General features: G+C 72.2%; 18 protein-coding genes and 1 tRNA gene. 11 read left to right on the forward strand and 8 right to left on the reverse strand.

All coding sequences use genetic code 11. The features are described 5' to 3' along the window. Position 1: 1 nt before the first annotated feature. Positions 2-77, reverse strand: a tRNA-Gly gene (locus tag JOD65_RS04640). A 42-nt stretch (positions 78-119) separates the two neighbouring features. Further along, on the reverse strand, positions 120-893 hold the full coding sequence (locus JOD65_RS04645; RefSeq protein WP_191193529.1) for an SGNH/GDSL hydrolase family protein: 774 nt from the start codon (positions 891-893) through the stop codon (positions 120-122). 56 nt (positions 894-949) lie between these two features. Here JOD65_RS04645 and dcd point away from each other — a divergent pair, with 56 nt between their 5' ends. The 6 genes from dcd to JOD65_RS04675 all read left to right on the forward strand — a co-directional run bounded on the left by dcd (position 950) and on the right by JOD65_RS04675 (position 6,595). Continuing rightward, on the forward strand, positions 950-1,525 hold the full coding sequence (dcd, locus tag JOD65_RS04650; protein ID WP_191193528.1) for a dCTP deaminase: 576 nt from the start codon (positions 950-952) through the stop codon (positions 1,523-1,525). A 112-nt stretch (positions 1,526-1,637) separates the two neighbouring features. Beyond that, complete coding sequence (locus JOD65_RS04655; RefSeq protein ID WP_191193527.1) at positions 1,638-2,672, forward strand: iron-siderophore ABC transporter substrate-binding protein; 1,035 nt, start codon at positions 1,638-1,640, stop codon at positions 2,670-2,672. Then, the gene (locus tag JOD65_RS04660) at positions 2,672-3,706 is read left to right on the forward strand and encodes a FecCD family ABC transporter permease (RefSeq protein ID WP_191193526.1); all 1,035 of its coding nucleotides are present in this window, start codon (positions 2,672-2,674) and stop codon (positions 3,704-3,706) included. The genes JOD65_RS04655 and JOD65_RS04660 overlap by 1 nt, the downstream gene beginning before the upstream one ends. Then, positions 3,703-4,788 carry a FecCD family ABC transporter permease gene (locus JOD65_RS04665; protein WP_307820936.1) on the forward strand — a complete coding sequence of 362 codons (1,086 nt, stop codon included), beginning with the start codon at positions 3,703-3,705 and terminating at the stop codon, positions 4,786-4,788. Before JOD65_RS04660 ends, JOD65_RS04665 begins: the two co-directional genes overlap by 4 nt. Then, the gene (locus JOD65_RS04670) at positions 4,785-5,648 is read left to right on the forward strand and encodes an ABC transporter ATP-binding protein (RefSeq protein ID WP_191193525.1); all 864 of its coding nucleotides are present in this window, start codon (positions 4,785-4,787) and stop codon (positions 5,646-5,648) included. The genes JOD65_RS04665 and JOD65_RS04670 overlap by 4 nt, the downstream gene beginning before the upstream one ends. Beyond that, complete coding sequence (locus JOD65_RS04675; protein WP_224747125.1) at positions 5,645-6,595, forward strand: siderophore-interacting protein; 951 nt, start codon at positions 5,645-5,647, stop codon at positions 6,593-6,595. Before JOD65_RS04670 ends, JOD65_RS04675 begins: the two co-directional genes overlap by 4 nt. Before the next feature lie 165 nt (positions 6,596-6,760). On the opposite strand, the gene JOD65_RS04680 is transcribed toward JOD65_RS04675, so the two are convergent. From JOD65_RS04680 to JOD65_RS04700, 5 genes are all read right to left on the reverse strand, one after another. Beyond that, entirely contained in the window at positions 6,761-7,594 is an 834-nt protein-coding gene (locus JOD65_RS04680; RefSeq protein ID WP_191193524.1) for a DUF4097 family beta strand repeat-containing protein, read from the reverse strand. Between the two features lie 101 nt (positions 7,595-7,695). Beyond that, entirely contained in the window at positions 7,696-8,244 is a 549-nt protein-coding gene (locus tag JOD65_RS04685; RefSeq protein ID WP_191193523.1) for a toxin-antitoxin system HicB family antitoxin, read from the reverse strand. Between the two features lie 173 nt (positions 8,245-8,417). Beyond that, the gene (locus JOD65_RS04690; RefSeq protein ID WP_191193522.1) at positions 8,418-12,212 is read right to left on the reverse strand and encodes a (Fe-S)-binding protein; all 3,795 of its coding nucleotides are present in this window, start codon (positions 12,210-12,212) and stop codon (positions 8,418-8,420) included. Positions 12,213-12,340: 128 nt separating this feature from the next. After that, the gene (locus JOD65_RS04695; protein WP_191193521.1) at positions 12,341-12,640 is read right to left on the reverse strand and encodes a hypothetical protein; all 300 of its coding nucleotides are present in this window, start codon (positions 12,638-12,640) and stop codon (positions 12,341-12,343) included. After that, entirely contained in the window at positions 12,637-12,957 is a 321-nt protein-coding gene (locus JOD65_RS04700) for a WXG100 family type VII secretion target (RefSeq protein WP_191193520.1), read from the reverse strand. Before JOD65_RS04700 ends, JOD65_RS04695 begins: the two co-directional genes overlap by 4 nt. A 122-nt stretch (positions 12,958-13,079) precedes the next feature. On the opposite strand from JOD65_RS04700, the gene JOD65_RS04705 reads away from it, so the two are divergent. The 5 genes from JOD65_RS04705 to JOD65_RS04725 are packed head-to-tail and all read left to right on the forward strand — an operon-like array spanning position 13,080 to position 17,696. Then, entirely contained in the window at positions 13,080-13,403 is a 324-nt protein-coding gene (locus JOD65_RS04705) for a hypothetical protein (RefSeq protein ID WP_191193519.1), read from the forward strand. Position 13,404: 1 nt separating this feature from the next. Next, positions 13,405-15,147 carry a putative T7SS-secreted protein gene (locus tag JOD65_RS04710; RefSeq protein WP_191193518.1) on the forward strand — a complete coding sequence of 581 codons (1,743 nt, stop codon included), beginning with the start codon at positions 13,405-13,407 and terminating at the stop codon, positions 15,145-15,147. A 2-nt stretch (positions 15,148-15,149) separates the two neighbouring features. Continuing rightward, the gene (locus JOD65_RS04715) at positions 15,150-15,548 is read left to right on the forward strand and encodes a hypothetical protein (protein WP_191193517.1); all 399 of its coding nucleotides are present in this window, start codon (positions 15,150-15,152) and stop codon (positions 15,546-15,548) included. After that, a complete protein-coding gene (locus tag JOD65_RS04720; protein WP_191193516.1) occupies positions 15,541-16,374 on the forward strand; it encodes a hypothetical protein in 834 nt (277 codons plus the stop codon). Before JOD65_RS04715 ends, JOD65_RS04720 begins: the two co-directional genes overlap by 8 nt. A gap of 8 nt (positions 16,375-16,382) precedes the next feature. Continuing rightward, complete coding sequence (locus JOD65_RS04725; RefSeq protein WP_191193515.1) at positions 16,383-17,696, forward strand: ADP-ribosylglycohydrolase family protein; 1,314 nt, start codon at positions 16,383-16,385, stop codon at positions 17,694-17,696. 3 nt (positions 17,697-17,699) lie between these two features. On the opposite strand, the gene JOD65_RS04730 is transcribed toward JOD65_RS04725, so the two are convergent. Then, positions 17,700-20,285 carry an amidohydrolase family protein gene (locus tag JOD65_RS04730; protein ID WP_191193514.1) on the reverse strand — a complete coding sequence of 862 codons (2,586 nt, stop codon included), beginning with the start codon at positions 20,283-20,285 and terminating at the stop codon, positions 17,700-17,702. Between the last annotated feature and the right edge of the window lie 143 nt (positions 20,286-20,428).

Raw genomic sequence — 20,428 nt, forward strand, 5'->3', positions numbered from 1 at the left:
GTGGAGCGGATGACGAGATTCGAACTCGCGACATCGACCTTGGGAAGGTCGCGCTCTACCAACTGAGCTACATCCGCAGTGCCGTCCGGGGACGGCGGGCCAGATGCTACTAGACGGGTCTACCGGACCGGGGGTCGCACGGTGGAGAGGGCGGGATGCTTGGGCGCGACGGTGTCACCGGACGAGCGCCCGGTGAGCCGGCGGTGCACCCATGGCACGAGGAACTCGCGGGTCCACTGCGCGTTGGCGGCCCAGGTCTCGCGGCGTCCGAGGACAGGGAGCGGACCGACGGTCACCGGGTCGAGGCCGTGCTCGACGCCGATGGCCTCGAGGACGGCGTGGGCCATGTGGGTGTGGCCGGAGCTGTTGAGGTGCATCCGGTCGGTGTCCATCACGCCGGCGATCTCGATGTCGCGCATCCGCCACATGTCGACGACGCTCGCGCCGTGGCGGTCGGCGATCTCGCGGACCCACTCGTTGAAGATCGCCATCCGGCCGCGCATCGGGCCGTAGATCCCGCCGGCGCCCGGGTCGAAGATGGTGAACATGACGACGTGCGCGCCGCTCGCGCTGAGCCGCGCGATCGCGTCGTCGTACGTCCGGGCCAGCGCGTCGATGTCGACGCGCGGGCGGAGCACGTCGTTGCCGCCGCCGTGGATGGTGACCAGGTCGGGCTGGAGCGCGAGGGCCGCGTCGACCTGCTCGGTGACGATGGCGCCGAGCTTGCGACCGCGGATGGCGAGGTTGGCGTAGCCGAAGTCGTCGGTCTGCTGGGCGAGCACCTCGGCGACGCGGTCGGCCCAGCCGCGCAGGCCGTTGGGTCGAGCAGGGTCGGGGTCGCCGACACCCTCGGTGAAGGAGTCGCCCAGGGCGACGTAGCGGTGGAAGGTCACCGATCCATTGTGGCCACGAGGGCCGCGGTCTCGAAACTGAGGCTAGGGTCGGCCGCGTGCTGCTCTCTGATCGCGACATCGCCGCCGAGATCGACGCCGGCCGGATCGCCCTCGAGCCCTGGGACCCGCAGATGATGCAGCCCTCGAGCATCGACGTCCGGCTCGACCGCTACTTCCGCGTCTTCGAGAACCACCGCTACCCCCACATCGACCCGGCGGCCGACCAGTCCGAGCTGACGCGCGAGGTCGAGCCGGAGGGGGACGAGCCGTTCATCCTGCACCCGGGCGAGTTCGTGCTGGGGTCGACGTACGAGGTCGTGTCGCTGCCCGACGACGTCGCCGCGCGGGTGGAGGGGAAGTCGTCGCTGGGCCGGCTCGGGCTGCTCACCCACGCGACCGCGGGGTTCGTGGACCCGGGCTTCTCGGGCCACGTCACGCTCGAGCTGGCCAACGTCGCCACGCTGCCGATCAAGCTCTACCCCGGCATGAAGATCGGGCAGTTCTGCTTCTTCCGGCTCTCCTCGCCGAGCGAGCACCCCTACGGCTCCGAGAAGTACGGCTCGCGCTACCAGGGACAGCGCGGCCCGACCCCGAGCCGGTCGTTCCAGGGGTTCCACCGCACGTCCATCTGAGGTTCGTCAGGTCCACATCGCGGATTACGGCACACCCCTGTTGCCTTAATCGAGTGCTGTGTGGTTAGGCTTCCCTAAGTTAGCCTTGCCTTACCGAGCACACGGAGTCCTGATGAAGCGAAGCCTCGCCGCGCCCCTGGCCGCGGTCACCGTCCTGGCCGCAGCCCTCACCGGCTGCAGCACCGGGTCCACCAGCGGCACGGACGCGGCGGCGGAGCCGACGTCGACCACGTCCGTCGACCCCGACGCCTTCCCCGTCACCATCGAGCACGCGCTCGGCGAGACGACCATCGAGTCGGAGCCCACCCGGGTCGCCACCCTCGGCTGGACCGACCACGACCACGCCCTCGCGCTGGGCGTCGTGCCCGTCGGCGCCACCAAGATCACGTGGGGCGGCAACGACGGCGGCTCGACCGACTGGTTCGACGCGGCCGTCGAGGAGGCCGGCGCCGAGGCGCCCGTGCGCTACGACGACGCCGACGGCGCGCCGATCGACGAGGTCGCCGAGCTCGCGCCCGACCTGATCCTGGCGACCAACTCGGGCATCACCGAGGCGGAGTACGCCAAGCTCTCCAAGATCGCCCCGGTCGTCGCCTACCCGGAGGCACCCTGGACCACCCCCTGGCAGACCTCGCTCGAGATGGTCGGCGAGGCGCTCGGTCGTACGGCGCTCGCCGAGGACGTCGCCGCCGACACCCAGGCCACGATCGACGAGGCCGCCGAGGCCAACCCCGAGCTCCAGGGCGCGGAGCTGATCTACGGCTACCTCGCCGCCACCGACCTCTCCACCGTCGGCATGTACGCCCCCGCGGACCCGCGGGTGTCGATCCTGCGCGACTTCGGGATGGTCGACGCGCCGGCGGTCGCCGACGCCATCAAGCCGGGCGAGTTCTACGGCACCGTGTCGGCGGAGAAGTCGGCCGACCTCGACTCCGACGTCTTCCTCACCTGGGTCGACTCGCCCGACAGCGTCGAGACGATCGAGAACGACAAGCTGCTCGGCCAGATCCCCGCGATCGCCGACGGCCACTGGTACGCCGAGACCGACAAGCAGAACGCGATGGCGTCCACCAACCCCACGCCCCTCTCCATCCCGGTCATCGTGAGCGACTTCCTGCCTCACGTGGTCGAGGCCATCGAGGGCTGATGACCGCCCTCGTCCCGACGCGGGACGACGTCTCGAGGGCTCCGGGGGGAGGCCAGAGGCGTCGTCCCGCACTGCCGGCCAGCGTCGCGATCTCGATCGTGGCGCTGGCCGGTGCCGGCGCGCTGTCGCTGCTGGTGGGAGCGCGAGCGGTGCCGCTCGCCGCCGTCTGGGACGCCGCACATCCCATGCACGCCGTGGTCGAGGCCCGCCTCGACCGCACACTGCTCGGCCTCGCCGTCGGCGCCGCCCTCGGGCTGGCGGGGGCGCTCATGCAGGGCCTGACCCGCAACCCGCTGGCCGATCCCGGCATCCTCGGCGTGAACGCCGGCGCCACCTTCGCGATGGTCGTCGGGATGACGGCCTTCGGGTTCTCCGGGATGGGCCAGTTCCTCCCGCTCGCCTTCGTCGGTGCCGCCGTCGCCGCGGCGGCGGTCCACGGCATCGCGTCCCTGGGCCGCGACGGTGCGACCCCGATGAAGCTCGCGATCACCGGCGCGGCCCTCAGCGCCGGCCTCGCCAGCTGGACCACCGGCCTGCTCCTGGCCGACCGCAAGACGATGGAGAGCTTCCGCTTCTGGCAGGTCGGCACTGTCGCCGGGCGGGGCACCGACGTGCTCCTCGCCGGCCTCCCGTTCCTGATCCTCGGAGCAGTGCTGGCGCTCGCCGGTGCACGCCTGCTCAACACCCTCGCCCTCGGTGACGACCTGGCCCGCGGCCTGGGCCGCCGGACCACCCGCGACCGCCTCGTGATCGCGCTCGCGATCGTCCTGCTCGCCGGCACGGCGACCGCGCTGGCCGGGCCGATCGCCTTCGTCGGCCTCGTCGTGCCCCACGTCGTACGCGCCCTCGTCGGCCCCGACCACCGCCGGCTGCTCCCGTTCTCCATGCTCGGCGGCGCTGTCCTCGTCGTCCTCGCCGACACGGTGGGACGCGTCGTGCTGCCGCCGTCGGAGGTGCAGGTCGGCATCATGGCCGCCGTCGTCGGCGTCCCCGTCTTCCTCGCCCTGATCCGCCGCACCGGGAGGGCGTTGTGACAGTGACCCTCGGCCGACCCCTCACCACCGAGCCCCCCACGCCGTCCGCGCCGGATGCCCTGGACGTCGTACGACGTGCGCGCCGCGCGCCGGTGCGCCACCACCGCCGCCTCCTTGCTGGCCTCGCGGTCGCGCTGGTCGGCGCCTTCGCCGCGCGCGTGCTGCTGGGCGACTACACCGTCACGGTCCCCGACTTCGTGCGCATCCTCGGCGGGGAGCAGATCCCCGGCGCCACCTACATCGTGATGGAGTCCAAGCTCCCGCGGGCCGTGCTGGCCGTGCTGGTCGGCGTGGCCTTCGGCGTGGGCGGCGCCATCTTCCAGACCACGCTGCGCAACCCGCTCGCGAGCCCCGACATCGTCGGCATCAGCCTCGGCGCCAGCGCCGCCGCGATCACGGTGATCGCCCTGGCCGGCTGGACCGGTTGGCCGGTCTCCGCCGCCGCCATCGTCGGTGCCCTCGCCGTCGCGCTCGCCGTGCGCGCGGTCGCCGGCGACCACGGCGGCTTCCGGCTCGTGCTGGCCGGCATCGGCCTCGCCGCCGCCATGCAGTCGGTCATCCAGTACGTCTTCACCCGCGTCGACGAGTACGACGTCCAGCTGGTGCTGCGCTGGCTGACCGGCAGCGTCAACGGCGTCGCGTGGCAGGCGATCGGGCTGCTGGCGCTCGCCCTGGCCGTGCTGCTGCCCGCCACCGGGTGGGTCGCCCGCTCCCTGCGCGCGACCGAGCTCGGCGACGACACCGCCGCCGGCCTCGGCGTCGGGCGCGGCCGCACCGACCTGCTCATGCTCCTCGGCGTGCTGCTCGTGGCCGTCGCGGTCGCCGCGGCGGGCCCCGTCGCGTTCGTCGCGTTCCTGTCGGGTCCGATCGCCCGCGCGCTCAACCGCGGCCGTACGACGCTCCCGGCGGCGGCCCTCGTCGGGGCGGTGATCGTGCTGGTGGGCGACTACGCCGGTGCCTACGCCTTCGCCGACCTCAACCTGCCCGTGGGCGTCGTCACCGGCGCCTTCGGTGCGCCGTTCCTGCTCTGGCTGCTCGCCCGCGGCCCCCTCAGAGGACATCGTGGAAGGAGGGCGGCATGACCACCGCCACGCCCACCCAGCCCGCCCGGCTGGAGGCCAGCAGCCTCACGCTCGGCTACACCGACACCGCCGTCGTGCGCGACCTGGACCTGCAGGTCCCGCACGGCCGCATCACCGTCATTGTCGGCGCCAACGCGTGCGGCAAGTCCACGCTGCTGCGCGGGCTCGCCCGCCTGCTCCGGCCGCGCTCGGGCTCGGTCCTGCTCGACGGCGAGGCGATCCACCGGCTGCCGACGAAGCAGGTCGCCCGCACGCTGGGGCTGCTGCCGCAGAACCCCGTCGCGCCCGAGGGCGTGACCGTCGCCGACCTCGTGGGCCGCGGCCGCCACCCGCACCACGGACCCTTCGGCCGCTGGACCAGCGCCGACGACGAGGCGGTCGCGGAGGCGCTCGCCCTCACCGACACCCTGGGGCTCGCCGACCGGGTCGTCGACGAGCTCTCCGGCGGCCAGCGACAGAGGGTGTGGATCGCGATGGCGCTCGCGCAGGGCACCGACCTGCTGCTGCTCGACGAGCCCACGACCTACCTCGACGTCGCGCACCAGGTCGAGATGCTCGACCTCCTCGCCGAGCTCAACGCCCGGCGCGGCACCACCATCGTCATGGTGCTCCACGACCTCAACCTCTCGGCCCGCTACGCCGACCACCTCGTCGCCCTGCACACCGGGCAGATCGTCGCCGAGGGCAGTCCGCGCGAGGTCGTCACCGAGGAGGTCGTGCGGACGGTGTTCGGCCTCGACAACCGGGTCATCGACGACCCGGTCTCGCACACGCCCCTCGTCGTGCCCGTCGGCCGTCACCAGCCGCGCCACCCCAGTCCGTCCACCCCTGCCAGCCACGCCAGCCAGGAGATCCGATGACCGTGACCGCCAGCTCGAACCAGGCCGCCCTGCCCATGCTCTTCACCGAGGTCGAGGTGGTCGCGGTCGAGCGGCTCTCGCCGACCTTCGTCCGCGTCGAGCTCGGCAGCCCCGACCTCGCCGAGTTCGGTGTCGACGGTCCGCGCTGGGACCAGCGCATCAAGCTCATCCTCCCCGACCCCGAGACGGGCGGCATCACCTCCACCGAGGGCGCCGACGACACCTGGTTCTCGACCTGGCTCGAGCGTCCGGCGGCCGAGCGTGGCCACATGCGCACCTACACGATCCGCGACGTCCGCGGGTCCGGGGCCGCGACGACCTTCGTCGTCGACATGGTGCTCCACCTCGACGGCGACATGGTCGGCCCCGGCTCGCTCTGGGCCTCGCGGGCCACGGTCGGTGACCGGATCGCGCTGCTCGCGCCCCGGCGGGGCTACCCCTACGGCGGCATCGAGTTCACGCCCGGCCCGGGCGCCGACCTGCTCCTCGTGGGCGACGAGACCGCCGTGCCCGCCGTCTGCACCGTGCTCGAGCAGCTGCCCGACGACGCCCGGGGGACGGCGTTCCTCGAGGTGCCCGTCGCCGCCGACGTCCTGGACGTACGTCGTCCGGCGGGCGTCGAGGTCGTGTGGCTGGCCCGCGAGGGCGACGAGCTCGGCCTCGGTCTGCACGACGCCGTGGTGGCCCACCTGGGCATCCCGGGCGCCCACGTCGACGTCGCTCCCGACGAGGTCGACCCCGACCTGTGGGAGACGCCGTTCTACTCCTCCTCGGGCGAGGACGTCCCGGGCGACGTGGCGGGCGCGGGCGGCACGTATGCCTGGATCGCTGGTGAGTCCAAGGTCGTCACGGGCCTGCGCCGCCACCTGGTCAAGGAGCTCGGATTCGACCGCAGCCAGGTCGCCTTCATGGGCTACTGGCGTCGCGGCGTCGCGATGAAGTCCTGACCGGCGGCGGCGGGGATCAGCGCTTGGTGCGGGGCGCGCGGGGGGAGTAGTGCACGCGCTCGGCGATGCGGTGGCGTGCGATCAGCTCGATCTCGGTGAGTGAGTCATGCATGGCGATGCTCCTTTCGGCTCGTCGGTCCTGAGGACGGAACGGACAGCTGGCGGTCAGCTCTCGTGGAGGGTGACGTCGCCCGAGGCGGTGGTGGCACGCACCTCGAGGTAGGGCTGGTCGGGCGCGGGCTCGCCCGTGCTCGGCAGGGTGGAGGTGAGGCGGCCGCTCGCGGTCCGGACGTCGGTCCACACCGGCGTACCCGACACGACGCCGATGCGCACGTCTCCGCTCGCGGTCTTGGCGGTCACGCGGCCCGAGGCGACCTCGGTGACGACCAGGTCGCCCGAGCCGGTGGTGAACACCGCCTCGCCTCCCATCGACAGGACGTGGGCGTCGCCCGAGCCGGTCTTGACGGCGAGCTCGTCGCGGGCGGACTCGACGCGGACGTCGCCGCTGCCGGTCGTGACGACCAGCGCGGACTCGGCGTGACGTACGAGGACGTCGCCCGAGCCGGACTTGATGCGCGCGTCGCCGAGGAGGTGCTCGGCGACCAGGTCGCCCGAGCCGGTCTGGACGAAGGTGTCGCCGTCGACGACGTCGAGGGACACGTCGCCGGAGCCGCTGTCGATGCGGGTGTCGCCGAACCGGCCGTGGGCCGCCACGTCGCTGCTGCCGACCTTGGCCTGCAGCCCGCTGGCGACGGGGACCTCGACGACGATCTCGGCACGGGGGTCCTTGCCGAGGAACCCGCCGCTGCGGTGCGGGGCGATGATGGCGATCCGGTCGCCGAGGTCGCGCACGTCGAACTCCTCGGCGCGCTCCCCGGTGATCCGGACGGTCGTCTCGGTGGTGTCGGTGGCGGTCACGTCGACGCTCCCGCGACCGTTCTCGACGTAGAGGCCGATCGGCTCCGGGGTGTCGAAGGTGAGGTCCAGCTGGTTGCTCATCGGGTCTCCTGAGGGTGTGCTCGTCCACCGGGCCGGCGGTGCCGGTCCGTGGAGCGATGGGTGGTGGGGCGCGGTGGCCCCGGGACGTCAGGTCGTGGTGGTCAGAGCCAGCCGCTCATCCGGCGGTTGCCCTGCCCCTGCCTGCGGTTGCCGGCGAACGGGTCGTAGCCGACGAAGGGGACGCTGCTGAGGTCGATGTCGACGTTGATGGAGTGGTCGTTGGTGGCGCTGCGCACCACGTTGACCATCCAGGTGTTGAGGCTCTGCCCGGCCGCGGCCGCCTTCTCCTCGGCCCGGGCCTTGACGCCCTCGGGGATGCGCAGGGTGATGCGGGCCAGGTCGCCGGCCTCCTCCTCCAGCGGCGCCGGGGGTGCCGGCGGCGGGGGCGGCTCGGGCATCGCGGCCTGGGGCGTGACCTCGACGACGAAGTCGAGCTCGCGGCCCACCAGCCGGACGTCGACGCTGCCGTCGGGGAGCTCGGCGGTGATCTCGGCCGCGGCGTGGGAGATGGCCTCCATCAGTGCGAGGCGGGCGCTCGGGTCGAGGGCGTACGCCAGGCGCTCGGCGGCCTGCTTGAGCTCGTCGCTGCCGGCCTCGGACGCGGCCACGAGGTCGCGTCGCAGGCTGTCGACGTACGGGGTGATGTCCATGTGCACCACCCTGACATCACCGTGATGTCATGTCAATGCCTTGGTGATGTCATTTGCTGTCGCGGTGACATCACCCCGCTCTTCAGTGATCCCCGGTCAGCCGGGGATCGCTGAACTTGTCGGCCCATGCACGGGCCGACAAGTTCAGGGAGAGCCTGACAAGTCGAAGGACGTCAGAGGTCGAAGAGCGAACCCGAACCGCTGATGTCGACATCCGTGCGCGGCGTGTGAGCCGGGCCGTCGGAGGCGGGCTCGGACTCGTCCCCTGACGTGGGAGGTACGTCGCTCGCGTCCGCCGCCTCCTCGGCTGCGGGCTCGCGGTCGGCGTCGTCCGCGTCGAGCACGGTCTCCGGGTCGGTCGCGGGCGCAGTCTCGGCCTGCTCGGACTCGGTCTCAGCCGGCTCGGGATCAGTCGGTACCGTCGCGTCGTCGGGGTCGCGGAAGAGGGCGGCCTGGCTCAGGTCCGACCCGCTCGGCGGTGCAGACGGGGACTCAGCCGGCGCCTGCGGCTCCGGCTCGGGCGTCGCCTCCGGCGCAGCTGCCGCGTCGGCCTCGGCCGCCACCTCGGCGGGCGCACTGGGCGCTGAGTCGCTGGGAGACTCAACGTCCACTGCGGCCTCGGGCTCGGGCTCGGTCGTGGCCGGCGCGGAACTGGCTGCCGGCTGTGTTGCCGGCTGGGTCGCGGGCGCCTCGAGGTCGAACAGCGACCCGAGGCTCGACAGGTCGACGTCGGTCGCCGGCGTCGACGTCGTAGCGCTCGCGGGCGCCGACTCGGCAGCCGTCGGCTCCGCCTCGGGCGCCGACTCGGCAGCCGTCGGCTCCGCCTCGGGCGCCGACTCGGCAGCCGTCGGCTCCGCCTCGGGCGCCGCCTCGGCGACCGGCACGGCGGGCTCGCTGGCCTCTGAGTCTCCAGGAGACTCACGGTCCACTGCGGCAGCGGGCTCGGCTGCAGCGGGCTCGGCGGCCGCCGGCTCGGGCGCCGGGAGATCGAAGAGCGACCCGCTGCCGAGGTCCACCTGGGGGGTGGGTGCGGCCGGCGTGATGGGCGTTGAGTCGCTGGGAGACTCAACGGCCACCGCGGCCGCAGGCTGCTTCTCCGCAGGTGCCGCCGTGGTCGCCTCGTCGTCGGCCTCGGGCTCGGCGGCTGCCGGCTCGGCAGCGGCCGGACCAGCGGCAGCCGGCTCGGGGGCCGCGATGTCGAAGAGCGATCCTCCGCTGCCCAGGTCGGCGGTGGGAGCGGGAGCGGGCTTCTCCTCGACAGCGGCGGGTTCCTCCATGGCTGCCGGCGGCGTTGCCGCAGCGGCGGGCTCCGGCTCGGGGGTGCCGAGGTCGAAGAGCGAGCCACCGGAACCGAGGTCCGTCGCCGGCTGGGCGGCGGGCTTTGCGTCGGAGGGCGCCTCGTCCTTCGGTGCCTCCGGCTCCGGGGCCGGGGTGTCGAAGAGCGACCCGCCGGAGAACGCCTCGGCCGGCTTCTCCGGGGCCTTCTCGTCCGCCTTGGCGGCCGGCGCCTCAGCGGGCGCAGGGGTGTCGAACAGCGATCCGGAAGGCGCCGGCTCGGCGGCCGGCGCGGTCTCCTCGGGAGCCGGGGTGTCGAAGAGCGACGAGCCACCCGACGCCTTGGCGGCGGGACCGACGTCGGCGGTCTCGGTGACGGTGTCCTCGGTGACCGTGACGTCACCGGCCTCCGGCTCGTCCTTGGTCGCCACATCGGTGGCGGTCGCTGCAGCGGCAGCACCAGCGCCAGCAGCGGCAGACGCGGTGGCCGGTGCGGCGGCAGGAGCCGAGCCCGGGGCGGCCTTGGTCGCCTGCTCGCCCTTGACCGACGCGAGCAGCATCTGCGCGACGTCGAGGACCTCGACCTCCTCGCGGGCCTCGCCGGACGCCTGCTGGGAGGTCAGCCCGTCGGCCAGCATCACCCGGCAGAACGGGCAACCGACGGCGATCTGGTCGGCGCCGGTGCCGACGGCCTCCCTGGTGCGGTTCATGTTGATCCGCTCGCCGAGGTTCTCCTCCATCCACATGCGCGCGCCACCGGCGCCGCAGCAGAAGGAGCGCTCGGAGTTGCGCTCCATCTCGACGAACTCGGCACCCGGGAGGATCTCGAGCAGCTCGCGGGGCGGCGAGTAGACCTGGTTGTGGCGGCCGAGGTAGCACGGGTCGTGGTAGGTGATCGAGCGCTTCGCGGCGCCGGCGCCGTCCTTGACGGGCGTCAGCTTCCCCTCGCGCACGAGGCGGTTGAGCAGCTGCGTGTGGTGCACGACCTCGAGCTCGATGCCGAAGTCCTTGTACTCGTTCTTGAGCGTGTTGAAGCAGTGGGCGCAGGTCGAGACGACCTTCTTGACCTTGTACTCCTTGAACGTCTCGACGTTCTGCTGGGCGAGGCCCTGGAAGACGAACTCGTTGCCGGCGCGACGAGCCGGGTCGCCGGTGCAGGTCTCGCCGTTGCCCAGCACGCCGAAGGAGATCCCGGCCATGTCCAGCAGCTCGGCGACCGCCCGCGTCGTCTTCTTGGCGCGGTCCTCGTACGCCCCGGCGCAGCCGACCCAGAACAGCCAGTCGACCGACTCGAGGGACTCGAGGTCCTCGCCGACGACCGGGACGTCGAACTCGAGGCCCTTGGCCCAGTCCATCCGCGCGGTGGCGGACATGTTCCAGGGGTTGCCCTTGTTCTCCAGACCCTTGAACAGCTGGTTGAGCTCGGCCGGGAAGTTGGACTCCACGAGCAGCTGGTAGCGCCGCATGTCCATGATGTGGTCGACGTGCTCGATGTCGACGGGGCACTGCTGGACGCAGGCGCCGCACGAGGTGCAGCTCCACAGCACGTCCTCGTCGATGACGAAGTCGCCGTCGGCGGGGTTGTAGAAGTAGTCGAGCACGTCGGTGCCCGCACCGGCGCTCTCGCCCTTGGAGCCGACGCCGACCAGCTCGCGCTCGGCGTGGGCCTCGTCGCCGTCGTGCTTGGCGTACGCGTGGTCGCGGAGGCTGGTGATGAGGAGCTTGGGGGAGAGCGGCTTCTCGGTGTTCCAGGCGGGGCACTGCGACTGGCAGCGACCGCACTCGGTGCAGGTGGTGAAGTCGAGGATGCCCTTCCAGGAGAAGTCCTCGACCTTGCCGACGCCGAGCACCGAGTCCTCGTCGAGGTCGTCGATGTCGTCGAGGGTGATCGCCTTGCCCTCGGAGGTGAGCGGCTTCATCGCGCCGAGCGCGGTCGTGCCGTCGGGCTCGCGCTTGAAGTAGATGTTGAACCACGCGGTGAAGCGGTGCCACGCGATGCCCATGGTGATGTTGCGGGCGATCACCATCAGCCAGATCATCGCCAGCGCGATCTTGAAGGCCGCGATGAAGTAGATGAGGTTGTGCAGCGACGACTCGTCGACGGGGTACATCGCGTCGCCGATCCAGGACGCGATCGGGAAGTGGGCGCGCCCGACCTCCTCGTCGAGCTTCCACTCGGCCGCGCGGACGAAGAGGATCGCCGAGCCCTCGAGCAGCGCCAGCGCCTCGACGAAGTAGGCCTGCCAGAAGGTCGAGCCGAAGAAGCGGCTGCGCCGGCCCTCGGAGCGCGGGTGGTGCTTCTGCCGGTAGACGATCAGGTAGACGATGCCGACGGTGCTGAGCAGGCCGATCAGCTCGCTGAACCACTCGTAGGGGTACCAGTGGCCGATGAGAGGCCAGGCGAAGTCGGGCTTGAAGAGCTGGAAGTACGCCGCCAGGACCGCGGTGCTGAGGAACAGGAACGCCGCGTAGACGAACCAGTGCATGATGCCGACCCAGTGCCACTGCAGCATCCGGGTGTGGAGGAACGTCTCCTTGAGCATCGTGACCGTGCGACCGGCCGGGTTGTCGCTGCGGCCGGGGGCCGGCTGGCCGCTCCGGATGACGCCCAGCATGCGCCGTACGGCCGGGACCAGCATGGCCACGGCGGCGACGGTCAGTGCGAACGACAGGACGATCGCGAAGGTCTGCATGAAGGGCTGCTCCTCGGTAGGGGCGTACAGAGCCGCAGCCTAGGGCCGCCCAACATGCCGACGGCAGGGCCCTGCGGAGTGAGAAGGATCCTACCCGCAGGTAACTTGACGTCGTGCTGGGTGGGCGATCAGTTCACGATCGCGACGTTCTCGACCTCGATCTCGCGGGCGTCCTCGCGGTAGGTCGCGACCTTCGCCTTGATCTGGTCGAGGGCATCGGTGAGCCGCTCGACGCCGTCGCGGAGCTTCTGCTGGTGCTCCAGCTGCGCGATGTGCGACTCGCTCGACTCGTCCCAGCCGGGCGTCAGGGACTCGACCCGCTCGAGGAGCTCGGCGATCTGCGTGGTGATCTGCGTGGTGGCATCGGCCAGGGCGGTCTCGAGCGTGGAGAGCGAGCCCTGGTGGACCACGAGCCCGCGGTCGCTCATCGGGGACCACCGCCCAGGCGGTCTGCGAGGTTGCCCGCCCGCTCGGCCTGGGTCACGTCGTTGGTGGCGTGCTCCTGGGCGACGTACATCAGGCTCTGGGCGTAACCGTCGAGGATCGGGCCGAGAGTGACGGCGACGTCGAACCACTCGTTGATCGCCTCGCCGAAGCCGGCTGCTGCCTGGCCCTTGAACCCCTTGCCGGCTTCGGTCTCGATGGTGGCGCCGAGCTCCTGCAGGGTGGTCTGCAGCGGCTCCACCGCGTCGGCCACGGCCTGCGCCGCCGCCTGCATCTCGGAGTAGACAAGTCCGACGGCCACGGCCGCCCCCTCTCGCTGGGATCGATCACCCCTTCCTACCCCGTCCGCCGCCCGCTCACACACCCCGGAGCCCGAACGTCCTTCCCGGTTTGAGCGACCGCCCTGCGGGGAATCGGGATCCCATGCCGTCGTACGACTACGAGGTCGACCTCGAGAGCATGGGCCAGGCCGCCCAGGGGCTCAGCGAGACCGTCCAGCTGTTCAAGGACAAGGACGTCGAGGACCTGGTCCCCGGCAAGGGCGACGTCGGGAGCGACGTCGTGTGGGACGCCCTCGACGAGTTCAAGAACCGCTGGGAGGAGGGCGTCAACAACCTCTGTCAGGACGTCGAGGAGATGTCCGGGCGACTGGGCAAGATCGCGATGAACTACTTCGAGACCGACAAGGCGGGCTACGACGCCCTGTCCGCGCTGAAGGGCACCATCGCCGGGATCAAGGTCATGTGACGTGCCGGACTTCGTGATCGAGGGCAACCCCGGCAACGTCCGGGCCAAGGCCCTCACGATGGAGCAGAAGGGCCAGCTCTTCTACGACACCGGCGACGCGCTGGCCAAGATCGACGTGTCGGGGTGGACCGGCCGCGCCGCCGACGAGTTCCGCGAGGCGCACGACCTCGAGCCGGACCGCTGGGTCAAGGCGGGCAACGGGTTCAAGAAGGCCGCCGCCAGCCTGACGACCTACGCCGGCGCCCTCGAGGACGCGCAGCGGCGGGCCGCCGAGGCCAAGGCCGAGCACGAGCGCGGGGAGCGGGAGTCGGCGAGCGCGCGCACGCAGTACGACTCCTACCTGGGCCGGATGCGGTCCTACTGGAGCAGCGGCGGCACCGACCAGGCCGAGCCGTTCGTCGACTGGGGCGACCCGATCCAGCAGGAGGCGCTGGGCGCGTTGAACGCCGCGAGGGCAGACCTCGACAACGCCGCGTCGGTGTGTGCGGGTGAGGTGCGCGCCGGTTGCGCCGACGCACCGGAGGAGCCCAACTGGCTGGAGTCGGGCCTCAAGTTCGTCGGCGGCATCTTCGAGGGCGCCGGCGAGGCGGTGTGGGACCTGCTGACGATGGTGCCGTTCAGCCCCGTCAACATGGTCATCGACTCCTACAAGCTCGCGACGGGTGACCTGACGCCCGAGGAGCTGATGAAGAAGTACGAGCTCTCGGCCGAGAACGCGTGGTCGATGGCCCAGGGCATCTACACGGGCCTGACCACCGATCCTGTCGGCTTCGGCAAGGAGCTCGGCAAGTCGCTGCTCGACTGGGACACGTGGGCCGACGACCCGGCCCGCGCGATCGGCCACCTCGTCCCGGACGCCGTCGCCGCCGTGGCGACGGGTGGAGCCGGTGCGGTCGCCACGCGCGGGACCAAGTTCGCCATGGACGGCCTCGACGCCCTCGGCGACATGGGCAAGCTGCGACACCTCGACGACCTCGGTGACCTGAACGGGCTCTCCCGGCTCGACAACGCCCGCATCTACTCGATGATGGACGACGTCCCGCACCGCACCACGTTCTCGCCGGACCAGCTCGGCTCCTCCCGCGTCGACGGCGTCCTCGACTCCCACGGGATCTCGCGCAGCGAGCTCAACGACCTCATCAACAAGCCGTCCGCCGACCTGACGGATGCGGAGCGCGCGACGCTCAACGCGGTGCGTGAGGACTTCCCGGCCCCCACCAGCGACACGGTGATGCAGAAGGTGATCGACCAGTCCTACTTCGACGAGACGAAGGGTCCGGACGTCCAGCCCGGCGACGTCGACAACTACATCCTCGACCGCTACACCAGCAACGAGGTGAGGGGCGCGGTCACGGTCGCCGACGACACGGCGCACCTCGGCACGCCTCGCGAGATCAACGAGGGCCTGCGCCTCGACTACGACAACACGCACCACGCCACGAGCGACACCTCGACGCACGTCATCCGGTTTCAGGCCGACAACCCCAACTTCGAGGTTCCCCGCAACCAGGACATGACCGGGTCGCCCACCACCTACGACGACTGGAAGCAGCCGTTCACCGGCAACGGCTTCACGAGCGCCGCGGATGATGTGATCCCCGAGTACGCCGTGCCGAGGGGAGACACCGTGACGATCAGGGAGGGTGCCGAGATGTGGGAGGTCACCGACTCCGGGACGCAGCGCCTCGTCGCCGTCCTCCGGACCGTCGACGGTGAGCCCTCGTGGATCCCGCAGGGGAACTGACGATGTCGCTGCCCGAACGCGGCACGTTCGCCGTCGTCGACTCCACGACCTACGAGGTGACCGCTGCCGCCCGCGACGCGGTCACCCTGCGCGTGCCCCGCGAGGCGGGCCCGCTGCCGCCCCACCTCGAGTCCGGCGTTCGCCGCGACGGCGACGCGTGGGCCAGGGTGAGCAAGGCCGACCTCTCGCGCTACTTCACCGTGCAGGTCACGGTGGCCTGGCAGGGCGAGGAGTTCGGTCTGGGCCGCGTGGTCGGCGACGAGGCCGAGATCCTCGGCAGCTCCCCGGTCGTGGCCGAACGGCTCGGTCTCGAAGGCGACCAGTACAACGGGTTCCGTGGGAAGGTGCCGGTGGCAGAGCTGACGGTGGTCGACGTGCGCGAGAGGGAGATCGATGTCTGAGGCGAGCGTCGGACGGCCAGTGCTGCAGAAGCTGCTGACCCACGGTCTCGGGACCGCGATCGTCGACGACGGCTACGACCAGGTCGGCGGGATCGTGGTGCTGGCCGGCGACGCCGTCGCGCTCGACACCCCCGACAGGATCCTCCGCGCCTACGGCTACGAGGGTGGCCAGGAGTACGTCGACGTGGTGCGCTTCGCGCTGCCGCCGCTCGCGACCCTGAGCAACCCCGCATCGCCCGACGCCGGCCGCACCCCGCTCTACCCGACCGGCTTCCTGCGCGACGAGGCCGTGGTCCCCGTCTGGGAGCTGAGCCGCACCCGCTACAGCTTCGGCGCCGAGTTCTGGCGGATCCGTGCCGACGGCGAGCAGAAGTGCCTCTCCTCCTACGGCGGTGTCGCGCGCGGCTGGCGCGGGGCGAAGGGGTGGCGGCCGTGGTCGACGCTCGTCGGGCCGCGGGCCCGCTGGCGCGGCACCGAGCTCGCCGCCGACGTCGTCGGCGACAGCGTGCTGGTCAGCGTGCGGGCCGACGCCGGTCCCGAGGGGTGGGAGCAGGTGCGTCCGCAGACGTGGTCCGCGGCGGTTCCGGCGGAGGACTGCGAGCTGTTCGAGGTGGTGTTCCGGGCGACCTGGCAGGGCGTCCCGGTCCGGCTCATCGACTCCGGCCCCGAGCAGGCCCGCGTCCTGCTGCTCATCGACGACGCCGACCGGGCCGAGGCCCTCGGCGCCGACACGATCGAGCCGGGTGTCTTCGAGGCCACCGTCGCGCGGTCCGAGCTGGCCGACGTCCAGGGCGTGACCAACGAGCTCGCCCCGCCGAGCCGCTGACCCCGACCGTGCACGACGCCACCGAGGACGCGGCCCGGACCGACCGGATCCAGGGCGTCCTGCTCGGCGCTGCGTGCGGCGACGCCCTCGGAGTGCCGTACGAGTTCGGCTCGGCGCCACTGGGTCGCGGCGAGGTGCCGCGGATGATCGGGGGTGGGCTCGGCCCCTATGCGCCCGGCGAGTGGAGCGACGACACCCAGATGGCCGTCGTCATCGCGCGGGTGGCCGCCGTCCGCGGGCTGCGGACAGTGGACGCGCTCGATGCGATCGTCACCGGGTGGGTCGACTGGCTCGCTGCGGGCGCCACCGATGTCGGCACGCAGACGCGGCAGGTGCTCGGGGCCGTGGCGGCTGAGGAAGCCCGGCGAGCGTGGTCGGCCGCGGCCTCGGCGTCCACCGGCCTCCACGGCCGCACCGGACGGACCGCCGGCAACGGGTCGTTGATGCGCACGGCTCCGGTCGCGCTCGCCTTCCTCGACGACCCGGCGATGCTCACGCTCGCCGCACGGTGGGTGTCGGAGGCGACCCACCACGACCCGCTCGCGGGAGACGCGTGCGTGCTGTGGTGCCACGCGATCCGGCGCGCCGTGCTCGACGGGGCCGTGCCCGACCTGGCGGCCGTGCTCGGAGAGCTCCCGGCCGACCGCCGGGACCAGTGGGCCGACTGGATCGCTGACGCCGAGCGACGTACGCCGTCCGCGTTCGCGCCCAACGGCTACGTCGTCACCGCCCTCCAGGCGGCGTGGTCGGCGATCCGACACCCGGTCGGCGACGGTCCTCCGCTCGTCGCGTCGCTCGGCGCGGCGGTGCACGCGGGCGACGACACCGACACGGTCGCCGCGATCGCCGGAGCGCTGCTCGGCGCTGTCCACGGCGCGTCGTCGCTGCCCGAGGAGTGGCTCGGGCTCGTGCACGGCTGGCCCGGCCTGCGTGCCGACGACCTGCGCGACCTCGCTCGGCGGGTGGCCGAACGCGGAGCCGCGGACGCGGCCGCTCATCGGGTCCCCGACGAGCTCGTCGAGGTGGCCGAGCACCTGGTCGCCCGCGGTCTGGGGGAGGGCCATCACTTCTTCGTCAAGGGTCGCCCGGTGCCGGGCGGCCTCTCCAGCGAGTACATCGGGATCCGTGCGCTCGACGACGGTTCCTACGAGGTCTGGTACTCCGGCGACCGGGGCACGCCACGCGCCCTGGTCGAGACCCCCGACTGGGCCGTCGCGCGCCAGGGCTTCGTCGACGAGGTGGAGAGTCTGGCGTCATGGCGCGGCGACTGGCGGGCGCAGGTCGGGTCGCCACGACACCCCCGCTGGTGGCGACGCCGTTGACGTTCAGCCGCGGCGTACGCCCGTCACCTTGCCGGCGCGGGAGAGCTCGACCGTCATCAGCGCCCGCTTGCTCCCCGGCTTCTTCGCGCAGTAGGTGAACGCGCGGCCGAGCCGCTGCCACGGCTGGCCGACGCGACGCATCAACGCGCGGGCGCCCAAGCCGGTGTCCGCGGCCCTCGTGAAGGCCTTGACGGACCGCCGCAGCCCCGGGTTGCGACACGAGTCGGGGGCCAGGCCCCACGCGCGTTCCCAGGTCTGGAGGTACGCCTCGGCGCCGCGGGCCAGGTCGGCCCCGAGCGCCGGCCCGTCGGCACCCGCCGCGTGCTCGGCGTCCTCCACCCAGTCGGCGTACAGCCCGTAGTGCGCGACGCCGTCGGTGTTCACGTCGTAGACCCGCTCGCCGCTGCGCTGCCGGTCGATCCGGACGCCGGCGAGACCGGTGAAGGGGTACGTCACCGGGTCGGCCGCGTCGGCACCGCGCGGGTCGCCCTGCGCGCCGAAGCCGTTCATGTCGGAGCCGAAGCCGAAGCCGAAGTAGAAGCGGCGGTCGGTCCAGCCGAGGTGCTGGCGCCACTTCTCCACGAAGCCGGTCGAGTCGCCGGCGTAGGGCGCGACGAAGCCGCCGAGGCGGTAGATCCGCGGGTAGGCGTCGGGTGTGGACCACGAGTGGGACGACACGACGCCGACGGGACGCCCGGCGGCCTGCTGCTGCTCGAGGTAGTCCAGGGCGGCGTTGCGCCCGGCGACGCTCATGTGGTCGGGGTCGAAGAGGATCCGCTGGTCGATCATCGCCGAGATGAGCCGCTCGCCGAGCGGGCTGAGCCCGAGCTGGTTGCAGTGCGGGCCGGCCGGGTAGACGGGGGCCGGTTGGACACCGAGGTCGCCGAACAGCTTCCAGATGGCGCCGAAGATCGCGTCCTGGTCGGGGGTGGCCTGCTGTCCACCGCCCAGGCTGTCGAGGTCGCCCAGGTTCGGCGACTGGAGCCGGTCCTCGGTGCCCGCGGGGTACGCGGCGGGGCACTGCTGCATCCGCAGGAACGACCCGGTGCTGAGGAAGTTGGCGCTGTTGGTCAGCGTGCCGGTGGTCCCGGCGTCGCCGGCCACGCCGGTGAAGGCGTTGTCGAACTTGTTGGTGAGCTCCATCTGGCTGACGCCGAGCCGCTTCATCTCGGCGAGCTCCGCGAGCATCTGCTCCTCGGTGCAGGTGGGCCGCCCGAGCTGGACGTTGCACCCCAGCGGCACGGAGGTCTCCATGCCCATCACCACGGCGAGCTTGCCCTGGTTGATGACCTTCCGCGCCTCGAACGGGTCGGTGACGATGCGGTACCAGCCGCGGCCGGGGCCGCCGTACTGCGCGTCGATGTAGTCCTGCATGGCGCGCATCCCCTTGGCCTGGAGGCGCACGGAGTCGCGGTCGTCGCACGAGTTCTTCTTGAGCGGGTAGACTGTGCAGAGGACGTGGTTCTCGGTCAGCAGGCTGGTGTGGATGCGCAGGCCGGCGCGCCAGCTGCGCTCCAGCCACCGGTAGTAGACCTGCTGGTGGGTCAGCGAGTGCGGGTTGGGCCAGTAGGAGAACGTCGGCCAGCCGACCGGGTCGTGGCCGGTGCCCGGGGTCTTGTCGGCGAGCACGTCCTCGAGCGCCGCGCCCCGGCCGTCGGCGACCTGGTGGTCCGGGCAGTCGACGAGCGCGGCGGGTGCGCCGTAGCGGTGGAACGGCGGGCTGCAGATGACGCGGCCGCCGAGGAACTCGTGGGTCTGACCGTGGACGTGCGGGTCGACCCAGCCGCGGACCTCTTGGAAGGGCGAGACGCCGCCGAACGGGCGGCCCCGCACGTTGGTGTCGACCTCGGGGAACGCGGCGCACCCGGTCGTACGACGCAGCGCGAAGGCCTCGGCCGGCCCCGTGGCCAGGCCACCGTCCGCCCTCCGCAGCGAGCGGCCGTCGGCGAGGGTGAAGGTGAACCGGCCCCTGCCGACCTTCTTCACGGTCCAGTCCGCGAGCGGTGACGGCTCGGTCGCGAGACTCGCGCCGTCGGTCCCCGACGCGGCGAGGAAGGTGCGGTCGGGGGCGTAGAGCAGGTAGGAGCCCAGCCCCGTCGCCTGGAACGTCAGCCGGCTTCCCGCCAGGCGGTAGCAGCCCCCGGCCATGGCGTAGACGCTCTCCGGGACCGCGCGACGCTTGCTCCGCAGGGGTACGCCGGTGAGTCGCGGCTCGCGCTGCGTGCGCTGTCCTGCGACCCGGGCGAGGCTGGCCGCGCGCTGTCGTGGGGTGGTGCGGTCCGGTGCCGCGGCCGCCTCGCCGCTGCGGCTGACGGCGTTCTTGGTCGACGGGTCGTCGTGCACGTGGCCGTGACCGTCGCCGGCGACCGCCGCGACCGCCGAGGTGCCCGTCGTGCCGGCGCGGTGGGTGTGGGGCCGCTGCTCGGCACGCACCTCGGCCCGCTCGCGGGCCTGCGCGTCGTAGGTCGACGGCAGGTCGGCCTGCCCGGTCCCGGTCGGCGCGGCGGCGACGAATCCGCCCACCACCAGCCCTCCCGCGGTCAGCAGGGAGATCGCGATGCGCTGCACGTGACGGGGTGTCGGCTCCACGGGTGCTCCTTGTCGTCGTCCCGGCTCAACGAGGACGCCGCCCCGTGGGTCACGCTGGCCGGGTCGGCCCGCTGCTCGAAGGCTCTCCCCACAGTGTTCGAAGATCGAGTCACGGGCGCCCGCGCGGGCGTAGCCTCCGAGCG

Origin of the sequence: Nocardioides cavernae, assembly GCF_016907475.1 — a bacterium.
Taxonomy (GTDB): domain Bacteria; phylum Actinomycetota; class Actinomycetes; order Propionibacteriales; family Nocardioidaceae; genus Nocardioides; species Nocardioides cavernae.

Bases quoted from the DNA above. Each gene is read 5' to 3' on its own strand.
- JOD65_RS04685 (WP_191193523.1), bottom strand. From the start codon at position 8,244: ATGGACATCACCCCGTACGTCGACAGCCTGCGACGCGACCTCGTGGCC.
- JOD65_RS04675 (WP_224747125.1), top strand. From the start codon at position 5,645: ATGACCGTGACCGCCAGCTCGAACCAGGCCGCCCTGCCCATGCTCTTC.
- JOD65_RS04695 (WP_191193521.1), bottom strand. From the start codon at position 12,640: ATGAGCGACCGCGGGCTCGTGGTCCACCAGGGCTCGCTCTCCACGCTC.
- JOD65_RS04715 (WP_191193517.1), top strand. From the start codon at position 15,150: ATGTCGCTGCCCGAACGCGGCACGTTCGCCGTCGTCGACTCCACGACC.
- JOD65_RS04720 (WP_191193516.1), top strand. From the start codon at position 15,541: ATGTCTGAGGCGAGCGTCGGACGGCCAGTGCTGCAGAAGCTGCTGACC.
- JOD65_RS04655 (WP_191193527.1), top strand. From the start codon at position 1,638: ATGAAGCGAAGCCTCGCCGCGCCCCTGGCCGCGGTCACCGTCCTGGCC.
- JOD65_RS04705 (WP_191193519.1), top strand. From the start codon at position 13,080: ATGCCGTCGTACGACTACGAGGTCGACCTCGAGAGCATGGGCCAGGCC.
- JOD65_RS04660 (WP_191193526.1), top strand. From the start codon at position 2,672: ATGACCGCCCTCGTCCCGACGCGGGACGACGTCTCGAGGGCTCCGGGG.
- JOD65_RS04690 (WP_191193522.1), bottom strand. From the start codon at position 12,212: ATGCAGACCTTCGCGATCGTCCTGTCGTTCGCACTGACCGTCGCCGCC.
- JOD65_RS04680 (WP_191193524.1), bottom strand. From the start codon at position 7,594: ATGAGCAACCAGCTGGACCTCACCTTCGACACCCCGGAGCCGATCGGC.
- JOD65_RS04670 (WP_191193525.1), top strand. From the start codon at position 4,785: ATGACCACCGCCACGCCCACCCAGCCCGCCCGGCTGGAGGCCAGCAGC.